We start from the raw sequence: 14,418 nt of genomic DNA on the forward strand, positions 1-14,418 counted from the left end.
AAAGCAAAGACAGGAATACGCCGGAAGCACCCGAAAGGGTTGCTCCGAATGGTTGCACCACAGTGGAATGCTCGATACGATCGAATAGCAGGAAACGCCGGGAACGTCAAGCCCGGCACCATCGAACCGTATCGAGAAAGCCGAAACCCATGGCCGAGAATTCCAGTTTCTCTGATTGTCTGGTGAACATCGTCAACGCCGTCCAGGGTGGCGACATCACGACCGCGAAGCGCTACGCCGGTCACCTGCTGAACGAGCTCGATCCGCACACGTTCGGCATCGTCGCCGACTGCGTGAACACCATCGAGCGCTACCCCGACCGCGCCGACATCCACCTCCGCGCCCGGTGGAAGTCCGCCACCAGCGACACCGACCGGTCGCTCATCGCCACGTTCGGCGAAGCCTTCGTCCAACGCGCCCCCCGCCGCACCCCCGACCCCCGCCCAGGGCGCAGGCTCGACGCCGCACCACGCGACCTGCGCACCGAGATCCGGCCCGACGCCCGCCGTGTCCTCACGCCCCACCGTCGCGCCCGGCTACGCGAACAGGACCGGCAGGACACCGTCGTGGCCGACTACGCCGACCGCGCCGGAGTCGACGACCAACCCCCACCGGACACCGTCTACGCCAGTGGCCTGGACTACGACCGCGCCGCCGTCCCCGCACTGCGCGGAACCCCGTGCGTGCGCTGCTGGCTGGAACGCGTCCCCGCCGACCACCGCGCCACCAGCGACGACGGCCTGTGCGGCGAATGCCACGACAAGCGCCGCCCCGGCATCCCCGCACTCCCCGACGGCCACACCCGCGCGGACGCCGTCCAAGCCCGCTGCGCGTTCATCACCGCCACCTACACCAACGCCCGAGCACTCCTGGCCCGCTGGTGGAAGGCCTACGCCACCCCCGCCGACCGAGCCGTGATCACCGACTGGGTACACCGCAACCCCTTCCCACCACCACCCGCCACCACCACGCCACCGGCCAAGCCCACCCACCAGCGTGGAGAAGCGACCTGGTGCGCCCAATGCGGAGACCCACGCGACACCACCGCCGAACTGTGCGCCGACTGCCGCGAAGTCGAACAGATGGTGACCACCACCTGACCACGCCCGCCCCCGGCGGCGCGCCGTCTCGGCCGCCGCCGGAGGGCGGCACGTGCAGCCGAGGTGGCCGGCGCATCGAGCGCCACCCACCTCGGCGAAGGCTGCCGCCCTGGCGCACCCGCCCGACCGTGACCAGCCGGACATCGAGCCGCGCCCGCTCGTTCGTCACGGACACCGCACCCCTTCTCATCACTGCACCGGCAACCAGCGACCCCGCCCGCCATCGGCGACCACCGGCACCACGTCACCGATCCGGTGCGGGTCATCGGGTCACATCTTTCGGCACGCCCGGATCCTGCGACGTGTCCAGTCGCGTCAACGCTTTCAGCGCGCGCACCCGACCCACGTCGACCCCGAGCAGCGCCGCCACCCCGTCGATAGATTCCCCGAGCCCCAGCAGCTCCGCCACACACGCCGCACACGCACGCTCGTGCCGCGCCCGGAACTCCTCGTGCTCGTAGAACGCATCAGCCCACCGCCGAACCCGCTTCTCATGCTCCCGCAACGCCTCACGCCGCCGCGCCTGCGCCAGCCGCGCCCGCCGCCGCGCCTCAACCCTCGCCGACGTACCACTCATAGCCCCACGCTAAGCGCCACGTTGACACAACCCCCTTCCCAGGCCACAGATTCACGGGTCCGACCCATCCGCCAACCCGCACCCACCCACTTATGACCTTGTGGTCCAGGAAGGGCACAAGACACAAGAGACACCTCTGGCACTACGCAGTGCGCGGCCCGCCCACCGACCCGTGAATCCACCGCCAGAACAGCGACTTCCCTCACCCCGGCCGCCTAGCGTCCGGACATGATGGCGCTCAAGGTGCTGCACGCCGGCGACGGCTACACCTACCTCCTGCGCCACATCGCCACCGGTGACACCCCACGCCACGGACGTGACCCGCTCACCGCCTACTACCACGCGGAAGGCAACCCGCCAGGGGAGTGGATCGGCTCCGGCATCACCGCCCTGGGCGTCAGCGGCCAGGTCCGCGAAGACCAGATGCAGGCCCTCTACGGCGAACGCCTTCACCCCGAGGCCAACACCCTCATCGCCGCCGCCACCGCCCAGGGCAGCAGCGTCACCGACGCCCTCGCCGACGTCCGACTGGGACGTCGACTCGCCCAATACGACAACGACATCCCGCTCATCGCCGAACTCCGCGCCGCCTACCAACGGTTCGAACAAGCCCACCAGCGCCGCCCCGACATCCAAGAACGACGCGACATCAAGGAACAGGTCGCCGCAGCCCTCCTGTCCCTGCGCGACCCGAACCGGGCTTGGACCGACACCGAGATCCGCACCTACATCACCGACGAACTCGGCCGCGCCCGCCAACCCGTCTCCGGATTCGACCTGGTCTTCAGCCAACCCACCAAGACCGCCGACATCCTCTGGGCACTCGGCGACCACCACACCCGCACCGCGCTCGAACAGGCACACCACGACGCCGTCCGCACCGCCATCACCTACCTCGAACACGAAGCCGCGTTCAGCCGCGCCGGCAAGGCCGGCATCGCCCAGATCGACACCGCGGGCCTCGTCGCCACCGCCTTCGTACACCGCGAATCCCGCGCCGGAGACCCCAACCTGCACACCCACGTCGCCGTCGCCAACGTCGCGCTGTGCGCAGACGGCCGGTGGCGCACCCTGGACTCACGCCAACTCCACCACGCCGCCGTCTCCGCCTCCGAGGTCTACAACGCCGCCTGGGAACGCGGAGTCACCAACCGGCTCAACGTCCGGTGGACGACCACCCCACGAGGCCTCGGCAAGCGCCCCGTCCGCGACATCGCCGGAATCCCCGCCGAGTGGGTGGCCGGTTTCTCCCAACGACGCACCCAGGTCGAAACCATCTACGACCAACTCGTCGCCCGCTACGTGCGTACCCACGACGGCACCCCATCCCGCAGCATCCAACTCAAACTCGCCCAACAAGCCGCCACCACCGACCGCCCCGACAAGACCGGACTGCGCAGCCTGCGCGACCAACTCGCCGACTGGACCCGTCGCGCACAACACCTGCGCCCGGACCTCGACATCCGAACCGTCGTCCGCGCCGCCGTCACCCCGACGACCCCGACGACCCCGACGACCCCGACACCAGACCCCGTGGACATCCCGACCCTGTCGGCCACCGTCATCCACGCCGTCTCGGAACGACGCGCGACCTGGACCGTCTACCACGTGCGAGCCGAGGCCGAACGTGCCCTGCGCGGCATCCGACCCGGCTCGGAACACGAGCACACCGCACTCCGCGAAGCCGTCGTCCACCACGCCCTGGACCACGACTCCGTCAAGCTGGACATCACCCCCGACCCCGCACCGGCGATGCTGCGACGGGCCAACGGCGAGTCCGTCCTGCGTCGCAGAGGATTCGCCCGCTACACCAGCAACACCATCCTCGACGCCGAACAACGCCTGGTCGGCGCCGCCCGCATCCACCACGGCCCCGCCGTCACCGACACGGTGGTGAACAAGGTCCTCAAACGTCTCGACCGCAAAGCCAACGGCCGCGACAGGATCACGCTCAACCCCGGTCAGCGCGACCTCGTCCGCAGCTTCGTCACCTCCGGCCGCGCCCTCGCCGTGGCCATCGGACCACCCGGAACGGGCAAGAGCACCGCCATGCGCGCCGTCGCCGAAGTCTGGCGCACCACCGGCGGACGCGTCATCGGACTCGCCCCCTCCGCAGCCGCCGCCGGCGTGCTCGGCGACATGCTCGGCATCCCCGCCGACACCATCCACAGCCTCGTCACCGCCCACCGCCACCACCACCCCGTCGACATCCGACCCGCCGACATGCTCTTGGTCGACGAAGCCGGCATGGCCGGAACCCTCATGCTCGACCACATCCGCGCCCTCGCCGCGCAACGCGGCGCCGTGGTCCGCCTGGTCGGCGACTACCGACAACTCGCCGCCGTCGAAGCAGGCGGCGTACTCCGCCTCATCCACACCCGGACCGGCGGCGTCGAACTCACCGAAGTCCACCGCTTCCGCGACCCCGCCGAAGCCCGCGCGGTCCTCCAGGTCCGGGTCGGCGACCGCCGCGCCATCGCCTGGTACACCAAACACCACCGACTCCACGGCGGCCCCCGGGCCGCGGTACTCGACGACCTCTACACCGCCTGGCGAGCAGGCCACGACAACGGCCACGCCACCATCATGTCCTCCGACACCAACGACATCGTCGCCGAACTCTCCGCCCGCGCCCAAACCGAACTCCGCGCCACCGGCCACGTCGACCCCACCGGAATCCCACTCCGCGACGGAAACCACGCCGGCCGCGGCGACACCATCGTCACCCGACTCAACCGCCGAGACCTACGCCCCCGTCTCACCGACCACGTCAAAAACGGCGACCTGTGGACCGTGCGGCGGGTCAACCCCGACGGCAGCCTCAAAGCCCGCCACCTCACACACAAAGGCACCATCACCCTGCCCGCCCACTACGTCGCCCACTTCGTCGAACTCGGCTACGCCGCCACCATCCACAGAACCCAAGGCATCAACGTCGACATCGCCCACGCCCACCTCTCACCCCACGCCACAAGACAACTCGCCACCGTCGCCCTCTCCCGAGGAACCGACCAGAACCACCTCTACCTCGACACCACCCCAGTCCTCACACCCGACGAACCACCAGTCCTCCCCGGGGACCTCTACTACCGCCACCGCGAGACACGACCCGCCGACGCCGCCTTCGTCACCATCCTCACCAACGACGGCACCGAGAAGACCGCCACCGAAACCCAGCAGGACGCCCGAGAACTCCCGCACCGGCTCGACCACCAAGTCCCCGAATACGAACACGCCCTCCTGCTCTACCACGGCACCGACCCCGAAACCCAAGCCGAACACTGGGTCGAAGACGCCCTCCCGGAGTCGGCAGACGCCATCCTCACCGACGACGCCTGGCCCGCACTCCAAGCCGTACTCCACGAAATCCACGACACCGGCCACAACCCCGCCGAAATCCTGGCTACCAACGCCGGCAGTCGTGAACTCGACACCGCCGAAAGCATCGCCAAAGTCCTCCACCACCGCCTCACCCAACATCTCGACCACCTCGAACCCGCACCCCTCCATCCCAACCCGGACCGGCCATCAGTCCCGATCTGGCTACCCCCACCACCCGACCGACCGGCACCAGACGAGCAACACACCGAACTTCTCCACTGGCTGCACGCTAAACACCACTCCATCGCACACCGTGTCGAAGAACTCGCCCACACCACCACAACCAGACCGCCACCATGGCTTCAACACGTCAAACCACCACACGAAGCGGACGCCCGCACGCAATGGCTCGACGCAGTCGGCCAAATCGCCGCATTCCGAGAACGCTGGAACATCCCCGACACCGACCCCGAACCACTCGGCCCACCCGCCAGAGGAACCCACGAACGCGCCCGCCGCGCACTCGAAGCCACCGTGGACCACCTCGGATCCGGCTCCCCTCTCACGACAGAGAGGCCACCACGTCAGACCCCGGACATCCTCGCACCCCAGGCGTCCTCGACCCGGTTCCAGACCGAGATCCGCGAAGCGGCGACTGCGTACCTCCACCACCAAGCCGCACAATGGCTCCACCACGCACTTCCACACCACACCGACCCGATCCTCGCCGACCCTGCCTGGCCCGCACTGGCCCAACGCCTGCATCAGATCGACGACACCGGAGCCGATCCCATCAGCGCTCTGACCGAGGCCCGCGCCGAACGAGAAACCCGCACCGCGAAGTCCTTGACCAAAGTCCTTCACCACCGGCTCGGCGCACTGCTACCCACATCACCCGCACGAACTGCTGAACCCACCACCACGAACCCGCTACCCACATCCGCTGCCCAAACGATGCGAAACCGCCTCACCGAAACCGGACGCCACCTACGCCGCAGCAAACCAACCCCGACCGAACAGTCGACTCCCATCGCCGCGGCCCGCCTCTCCTCTCCGGAGAACGACCACCCCGCGGCACTGGTACCCGGCCCCCACTTCTTCCGAGACCTGGCCGACGCCAGTGCCGCCTACCTTGCCCACGCCACGACCTCCACTGCCGACCAGGAGGCGAGCTGGCGTTCATCCGCGCTCTGGATCCGCACCGCACGGCTCCTGAACCGGGTCAGCCAGAAGAAGACCGGCGCGAGCGCGACCGTCGATCAAAGCACTCAGCCGGCACCGCGTGCCCAGGCCGGCCGGGAAGGCCCCCGGTTCAAGGCATGAGGCGCTGTCCATGGCACCCTGACGCCCTCATGGAGCGAGCGTGTCAGGTTGAGGATTGTCTCGCCCGGTGCGGACGCGCCGCCCTTACGCCGGGTCTGGCACGGTCCGGGTCCTCGATGTGCCGAGCCGCAGAACCTCCTCGGCGCTGACCACAGTGGCGTCGACTCGCCTCTCGTGAGAAGTCCTCCGGCACATTCTCCGGCGGACGAAACTCACCGGCCACGGTTAGCCGGTCCTTCGCAGTTGTGGTCTACGGCCAAGTACATCGAGTTGTTGGTGCCGCGATATGAGGGTGTCGTGTTGCAGCGGACGAATCCACGCTCGCGGCTGGCCCGGGCCCGTCGCGCGGTGCTCGCCGCGCTGGTGCGCCGAATCCCCAGCGACTACGCATGCACCGATTGGTGGCACCGTGCACCATCCTGCGAGGGCATCGACGCCTGTTCACGTCGAGATTGATCTACCCGAGCAGAAGGCGGGGCACAGCACCGGGCTACCGCAGCATCCGGAGCGAGCTGCTCGACTCGGCCATCGGGTGGCCGCGTCGAAAATCCGCAGCATGCTCAAGCTCCCACCGACACCACCGGCACCCAAGCGCGACAGCGACACCTCGCGGCGCCGGTTGCTGCATGCTCAAGTCGCCTGCGCTGACACCAGGATCCGCCGCCACCACTTGTCGGCCTCGACCACGAGGTGGACGGCCACGGCGAACGCTCACGATCCCGCCGCCGGGTGCGGTGTGGAACAGGGCGTTCATGAACGACGCGTAGGTGAACAGCATCTGCAAGCCGACGGTCACCGCGACGCCGCAGCCGTGGGTTCACGCGCAGGATGACGGTGAGGGTGACCATGCCTTCGGTCGCGTTGGCGGGCAGGGCCCGGACGATGAGCTGGCGCAGGTTGTCGAACACCACCCGCACCCGCCCCGCCACCTCGGTGAAGGCGGTGGACAGGTGCTCGCCTCGGACAGGCTTCCCGGTGGCCTTCGGTGGGACTGTCGGGCGTTGTGCGTGCCACGGCGTGGGGAATTATTCCGACCGTCGCCGTATTCTTGCGGGGACCATTGCCGGAATTCCGCCGGAATGGCCGGATCCAGGGTACGCCGATCGGGCCGGTCGGCTCGGCTCCGGCCGGTCGAGTACGTCGAGGGTTACGCTCGTCGGGTGCTGGGCGTAGGGGCCGGGCATAACGGTGCAGCAGTCGGATAGAGGGTGTCGGGCCCTGTGCTAGCGTCTTTGGCGCCGTTCGTGGTGTGCGGATCTCACGTGGCCCGAGGAGGGCAGGTGAAGTCTCCCCGCAGGAGAAACCGCTGGCCGGGTCTCTTTTTGTCGTCCTGGTGCTCTACATCGTCGGTGCCTGCGGTTCCGACAACAACGCACCTGGGGGTGAGGACACCGCGAAGGGGCAGGAAGAGTTCAACTCTGCGACGATGGCCGACCGTGCGGAGCTGATCGGCGGGTACGCGGTCTTCAGGACCGACCTACGGGTCCCGACGGAGAGGACGTTCGACTACACCGTCGCCGTGTGTGGGCCTGACGCGCACCAGAAGACCTCCGTGTGCGCGGCGGCCGGGACACCAGGGCCGTCGACACCGGGGTCTCCGTCCGCATCGTCGTCATCGCAGCAGCCGGTGAGCATCGGCGCCAGGATCAAGGCGCAGTTGACGTCGACGATGCCCGGCGACATCACACCGGCCTCCACCGAGATCCAGCCCGTACTGGTACGGGGCGATGTCGGCACGTGGTCATGGAGCATCAAGCCGCATGAACCCGGCGACTACATTCTGCGTATCCACCTGATCGCGCTGCGCGCGGACTCCGACAATCCGCTGACGACGGAGCAGATCTTCACGGTCCGCCTCAAGGTCGAACAGACGGCTTCGAACGCGGTGAAGGACCTCGGCGGCGGCATGCGTGATTTCCTGGCTTCCGTCGGCGCCGTCCTCACCGCGCTCGGCCTGTCCTTCGCGGGAGGTCTGCTGTGGATCGCCCGTCGTTTCGACCGGAGAAGCGGATCGAGCCGCGAAACCGAAAACAACGAGGATGGTGAGCCGGTCCCAGCGGCAGGGGACGAAGCGGGTGCCCCACACGACGAGCCACGCCCCGGTCGCGCGGAGACCGCAGGGCCCGTACAAGCCCCATCGGCATCCCGATTCTCGAAGTCGCGCACGTCCCCGCTCGTCAAGTCGATCACGATCGCCTGCGCCGTCGTCGGCTTCTCGGGCGTCGCCCTGGTCGCGCTGTCGCTGTCCGGTGTGTTCGACCCGAAGCCGGTGCTGGATCAACCAGTCGAAGAGCCACCGTCGATCACCCCGTGGATTCGCGACCTTGCCGACTGCGGGGGCAGGCCCGAATTGGAGGCGGCGGGCCCGGGTGGTCAGACGGACGTGATGCGCTCGTTCGCCCGCGCCTACAGCAACCGGTGCCCGGGCCACCGGTTGACCCACACCGCATCCGACGGGGGTCGTGGCGTCCAGCGGTTCCTCGACGGCGCCGGCGACCTCGGCGGCACCGACTCGGCTCTGGACAAGGAGAAGGGGGAGGTCGACGCGGCCTCCCGGCGCTGCGGCGGCAACCCCGCCTGGCACCTGCCGATCGTGTTCGACCTGTTGACCATCGCCTACAGACTCGACGCCACCCACGACCTCACCCTGACTCCGGAGGTCATCGCGAAGATCTTCTCCGGTGCGATCAAGACCTGGGACGACCCCGCCATCACCGCCGCCAACGGCGGCGAGGCGCTGCGGGCGAAGCCGATCACCGTGGTCCACAACAGTGACCAGTCGCGCACGACCGAGGAGCTTCAACGGTACCTGGGCATCGCCGCGCCCAGCGCATGGCACGCGCACGGAGGCCCGGAGTTCACCAGCGGCACCGCCTGGGGTTTCCCGCACTCCCGAGATGCCGCCGCCGCGATCGACGCCGCAGACGGAACCATCGGCTACCTCGAACAGCCCGTCGCCGTGGAATGGAAGCTGCAGATCGCCGGCGTGGACAGCGGCACCGGCCCGGTCTGGCCGACCGCCCTCTCGGGCGTCAGGGCGATCAAGAACGTCCGCGCGGGTGAAGGCAACGACCTGGTACTCGACCTCGACGCGCTGTACGCATCGCCCGAAACCGATGCCTATCCACTGATCCTCACGACCTACGGGATCGTCTGCTCCAAGGGCTACGACCCGGACACCGCCAGAGCGGTGAAGGCGTTCCTGACCGTGGCCGTCACCCACGACCCGGCCGCTCTTGCCGACACCGACCACGTGCCACTACCCACCCAACTCCGGAACAGAGTCCTCGACGCTGTCAACGCCATCACGTAGTCGGCTGTGGGTTCCCGATGGCGGTCAGGAGCACTCGAACCGTCGGAGGCGAACCAATCCCGGCTCGTGAGCCGGCCGACGTCGGCCGACAACCGAACAGCACCCGACGGGCAGAGCCCGCGCAGCCGCGGCAACGCCGAGGTGTGGACGGCAGCCCGACACGGCCTGATCCGTCATGGCCGCGTCAGATGCCGGTGGGCGGAACCCACCGTGGGTCCACCGCGCGGACACCACCTCCTCCGCTTCGACGTTCGGGCGGTGGTGGTGCCGGAACGAGGACGCGGTCGCCGCCGTCGCCGAGGCCGCGCGCGCCCACGGCATCGGCGTCATCACCGCCGCCGACCCCGGCGACTACGACACCTGGGAAGACCACGAGGACGCACGCCGGGTCGAACCCGACCCCGAACGCCTCAACACCTTCGTCGTCACCCACCTCAACCCCGCCACCCGCGACCTCATCTCCCGCCGCCTCCGCTGACTCGTCAGCCAGGGCCATGAGACAGCCCGACGCAACACCTGCGACGTTCACCAGACTCCGCGTGACGGCCTGAACGGCAGCTCCACGCAGTCGCCCAAACGTCCACATTTCGGCAGAAGCGGACGATCATCGGGCCGCCCGCTCGGCGGCATGAGCGGATGTTCGACTGATCTCGAACTCGCTGTGTCCGCAGTTGTGCGTTGTACCCAGCGGCGAAGTTGGTTGTGGTGGCGGGTCAGGCGGAGAGCGTCGAAGGTTCGGAGTGGGTGTTGGCGGGGTCTGAGGACAGGGGCAGGGTCATTGCGTTGTGGAGTAGCTGCTGGTCACGGCGGTGATCAGGTCGTGTGATCGGCGGTTGGCGCGTCGGAGGGCGCGGGCGATGTTGGTGTGGCCGTTGGTGCGGTGCCAGCCGATCGCGGTGTTGCGCAGAGTGGCGATGACGGCGGGGCCGGTGCCGGTTCGGGCTTGGTGGGAGTCTTCACGGAACGTCACGTCGCGGACGTGGTGGACCTGGTTCTCGATGAGCCATTCGCGGCGGATCCAGTCCTGCAGATCGACCGGCAGGGCGTCGCCGGCGGGCAGGGACACGGTGAAGTACGCGGTTTCGCGGGTGGTCTTCGTGCCGGTGGTGCGGCTGCGGGTGATCCGGACGGCCTGCTCTGCGTGGGGGAACGCGATGCCGCCGGGAGTGTGCGGGGTGACGGCTTTGACGGTGCGGGTCTCGCGGCGTCCGTGACCTCGGTCGCGAGTGCGGTCCCCGACGGGGATCTTGGGCCAGGGCAGGGATTTCAGTTGGGTGAACAATGTCGGCTGGTTGCCCTTCACCGCGGTCATCAGGTGGGCTCCGCGGGTGGCGACCTGGTGGGCGTGGCCGGCTTGGGTGTGCAGTGCGTCGGCGACGAACACCACGCCCTCCAGGGTGCCCACAACCCTGTGGACGGCGTCGAGAAGCGGGGTGAACGCTGGAATCTCGTTCGACTTCGCGTTCACGGTGACCTGGGCCAGGACGATGCCGGTGTCTGTGTCCAGGGCGGAGAGCAGGTGGACCTGTCGGCCGTCGTCGAGGCGGGCGCCGCGCAGGGTTTTGCCGTCCACGGCGATGACATGGCGGTGTCGGCGTGGACGGACCGGCGGTGATCGCCGGGCGCGGGTGGTGAGCCAGCCGGCGAGGACGGTGGCCAACAGGTCGGCGTCGAGGCGGGTCAGCAGCCGCCACATCGTTGTGCCGGAAGGGATGCGCTCGAAACCGAGCCGGCCACGGGCATCGCTGTCGAGATCCTGTATCCAGTCGGTGATCGCCGCGAAGGACGACGCCCCGGCCAGGACCGCGCAGACCGCAATCATGAGCAATGCCGACAGTGGGTAACGGATCCCGCGCGGGTCACGCGGGTCCGGGACCTTCGCCAAAGCGTCCAGCAGACCGCCATGCTCGCCGTCGGCGACGGGCGCTGGTAGCCGGTCAAGGGTGGGTGTGGTGACGGTCAGTGCGGTGATGAGAGATGATGTCATCGGCGGGTGAGGTCTTCCTCGGAGTCGTGAAGCGTCGCAACTCCATGATCACCGATGCGGTCTCACCTGCCGCTCCCGCCTCCATGAAGGCCCTTCGCTCCGCAAACTCGCAGCTCAGAGCCTTGCTTTCTGACTACGCAATCGCCCTGAGGACAGGGGTGTGCCAGGTTGGCGCAGGCTGTGGGTGGGTCGGTTCGTGATGTGTCGCGAGGCTGCTTTGTCGAGGTCGAGTGCGGCCGACTCGGGGGCCCGGCGAGCAGTCCGATCTAGGCGGTGTGCCGGCGATGGGCGGCGGCGCGATGGCCGCTGGTGGATGTGGCCGGGGCGAGTACCGAGGTCATGGATGAGGATCAACGCGGCATGAGATTTCCGTGGCCCTTCAGGCGGAAATGGGGTGTGTTCGCGCCTGGAGGTGGGGCGGTCGCCGCAGGTGTCTGGGATACCGGCGGTCTGCTGGTCGCGATGACGTCGCAAGCTGTGTCCGATCAGGTGGTGATGCGATCGGTGATCTATGCGGATGTTGCTGCGCGCCGCTGTGGTGCCCAGTCGGGTTCTTGCTGTCATCTTCATCTTGAAATTTGTGGAGTCCGCTCGCCTGATTCTTTCGCATCACACGCCCTGATGGATAAGCGAGGGTAAAGCTGTGCGTCTTCCACGGAGGATCATTTTCTGGGCTGTGCCGGTTTCGGTGATCGTCATCTTGGTTCTGATCATCGTTGTGCTCTACGCAAACGGGCTTGAGCGAGCGGATCGACTGGCAAGCCTGATAGGGTTCTTGGTCTCTACAATTGTCGCGACCGTCAGTGTTGTGCTCGCATTGGCCGGTTGGCGGAAACGGCGGTTGCAGGGGCACGTAGGTTCTCCAGATACGGTCGGTTGGACAGACCGTACGCACGCTCACGGATCATCTGCAATCGCCAACACCGGAGCAGTGCTGGGCGACGTCGGCACAGTGTTCGGCAGCGGCACTCGACACTTTACGGTTGGAGAAATCGCCGGTGAACGGGCTTCGGTAGTCAATGCAGCCATCCTGTCCTACGAGCGGGCACTGGCTGATTCGGAGCGTGCGCTGGGGCCGGAACACCCGGATACACTTTCATTGCGGAGTAATTTGGCGGCCGCGTATCAAAACATCGGCCGCTACGATGAGGCAAGGGCGCTTTCCGAGCAAACGCTGACCGATTCCGAGCGGATTCTGGGTTCGGATCACCCGGATACCTTAACATCGAGGAACAATCTCGCTGGCGTCTATCAGGCTATGGGCCGCTGGGATGAGGCTATATCGCTCTACGAGCGGACGCTCGCCGATCGTGAGAGAGTGCTCGGCCCGGAGCATGTACAGACTTTGACCGCCCGCAACAATCTTGCTGGCGCGTACCAGAATGTGGGGCGCTACGGCGAGGCCGTCTCACTGCACGAGCAAGCGTTGATTGAGTCCGAACGCATCCTGGGCGCGGAGCATCCCGACACGTTGGCAGCGCGCAGCAACTTGGCATATGCGTACGTAGCGACAGGCCGTCTCGATGAAGCGATCGCGCTGTACGAACGAACTCTCTCCGACACCGAGCGAATCCTCGGCACCGATCACCCAACGACCCTCGTCGCTCGAAACAATCTTGCATATGCGTACGAGTCAACCGAGCGGCCAGGCGAGGCCATCTCGATGTATGAGCGGGCACTGGCTGATTCGGAGCGTGCGCTGGGGCCGGAACACCCGGATACACTTTCATTGCGGAGTAATTTGGCGGCCGCGTATCAAAACATCGGCCGCTACGATGAGGCAAGGGCGCTTTCCGAGCAAACGCTGACCGATTCCGAGCGGATTCTGGGTTCGGATCACCCGGATACCTTAACATCGAGGAACAATCTCGCTGGCGTCTATCAGGCTATGGGCCGCTGGGATGAGGCTATATCGCTCTACGAGCGGACGCTCGCCGATCGTGAGAGAGTGCTCGGCCCGGAGCATGTACAGACTTTGACCGCCCGCAACAATCTTGCTGGCGCGTACCAGAATGTGGGGCGCTACGGCGAGGCCGTCTCACTGCACGAGCAAGCGTTGATTGAGTCCGAACGCATCCTGGGCGCGGAGCATCCCGACACGTTGGCAGCGCGCAGCAACTTGGCATATGCGTACGTAGCGACAGGCGGTCTCGATGAAGCGATCGCGCTGTACGAACGAACTCTCTCCGACACCGAACGAATCCTCGGCACCGATCACCCCATAACGAAATCGATCCGTAGCGGTCTGGCGCACGCGCGAGGGCAGCTATGAATGCGGTGTTTGGAAAGCCGCTGGCAAGGGCCATCGGAGCCGCCCTTGTCACATCAGGGCTTGGGATCACCATCAATGTGGCGACCGATCTGAAGGGCAACCTGTTATCTTGGCTCGCGGTTGCGGCTCTGACGGTGACAAGTGGATTCTTGGTCGCAACAACGACCAACGGCGGAGGCGGCCGAGTTGGCACACGATTTCGTGAAACTGTCCTAACATTTACCAACCCTGACTCGAAGTCTAAGGCGAGACCGGGTGGGCGTTACACCCAGGAGGTTAAAGGAATTGTCATGCGAAAGGAGATTGAGACGCATTCAGATGGAACTCGCATCGAGCGAATTGACTACTTTAGTGTCGAGCTTGCATTGAGGGACATCGCATCAAAACCACCCTCGTCGCGGGAAGAACTGAACGAACCGTAGAGTGGGAATCGATGTTCTTTAGTGTGCTTACTGAAACACGAGGCAGTACCGCTTCGTGCGGTTCAAGTAGCATAGTGGAGCATCAGACGACCGAAGTTCCCCA

Annotated in this window: 8 protein-coding genes; 6 read left to right on the forward strand and 2 right to left on the reverse strand. The window is 66.9% G+C overall.

Features of this window, described 5'->3' with window-relative positions; all coding sequences use genetic code 11:
* Positions 1-182 precede the first annotated feature (182 nt).
* Entirely contained in the window at positions 183-1,100 is a 918-nt protein-coding gene (locus tag ACQPZF_RS10350; protein WP_433270642.1) for a hypothetical protein, read from the forward strand.
* 262 nt (positions 1,101-1,362) lie between these two features.
* Here the strand turns inward: ACQPZF_RS10350 and ACQPZF_RS10355 are convergent, their stop codons facing one another.
* Entirely contained in the window at positions 1,363-1,677 is a 315-nt protein-coding gene (locus tag ACQPZF_RS10355; RefSeq protein ID WP_433270644.1) for a hypothetical protein, read from the reverse strand.
* Between the two features lie 228 nt (positions 1,678-1,905).
* Between ACQPZF_RS10355 and mobF the strand changes: the two genes are divergently transcribed.
* The 3 genes from mobF (at position 1,906) to ACQPZF_RS10370 (ending at position 10,112) form a co-directional block, all read left to right on the forward strand.
* Positions 1,906-6,321: a MobF family relaxase gene (mobF, locus tag ACQPZF_RS10360; RefSeq protein WP_433270646.1), complete on the forward strand. Its 4,416-nt coding sequence runs from the start codon at positions 1,906-1,908 to the stop codon at positions 6,319-6,321.
* A gap of 1,333 nt (positions 6,322-7,654) precedes the next feature.
* Positions 7,655-9,634, forward strand: a complete 1,980-nt coding sequence (locus ACQPZF_RS10365; RefSeq protein ID WP_433270648.1) for a substrate-binding domain-containing protein — start codon at positions 7,655-7,657, stop codon at positions 9,632-9,634.
* Between the two features lie 175 nt (positions 9,635-9,809).
* Complete coding sequence (locus ACQPZF_RS10370; RefSeq protein WP_433270650.1) at positions 9,810-10,112, forward strand: hypothetical protein; 303 nt, start codon at positions 9,810-9,812, stop codon at positions 10,110-10,112.
* A gap of 297 nt (positions 10,113-10,409) precedes the next feature.
* On the opposite strand, the gene ACQPZF_RS10375 is transcribed toward ACQPZF_RS10370, so the two are convergent.
* Positions 10,410-11,621 carry an ISAs1 family transposase gene (locus ACQPZF_RS10375; RefSeq protein WP_433261511.1) on the reverse strand — a complete coding sequence of 404 codons (1,212 nt, stop codon included), beginning with the start codon at positions 11,619-11,621 and terminating at the stop codon, positions 10,410-10,412.
* Between the two features lie 676 nt (positions 11,622-12,297).
* Here ACQPZF_RS10375 and ACQPZF_RS10380 point away from each other — a divergent pair.
* Together ACQPZF_RS10380 and ACQPZF_RS10385 are read left to right on the forward strand one after the other, a co-directional pair.
* Complete coding sequence (locus ACQPZF_RS10380; protein ID WP_433270652.1) at positions 12,298-13,893, forward strand: tetratricopeptide repeat protein; 1,596 nt, start codon at positions 12,298-12,300, stop codon at positions 13,891-13,893.
* Positions 13,890-14,315, forward strand: coding sequence for a hypothetical protein (locus ACQPZF_RS10385; protein ID WP_433270654.1), 426 nt, complete (start codon positions 13,890-13,892; stop codon positions 14,313-14,315). Before ACQPZF_RS10380 ends, ACQPZF_RS10385 begins: the two co-directional genes overlap by 4 nt.
* Positions 14,316-14,418 lie beyond the last annotated feature (103 nt).

It is taken from the genome of Actinosynnema sp. CS-041913, from assembly GCF_050942485.1.
Taxonomy (GTDB): Bacteria; Actinomycetota; Actinomycetes; order Mycobacteriales; family Pseudonocardiaceae; genus Actinosynnema.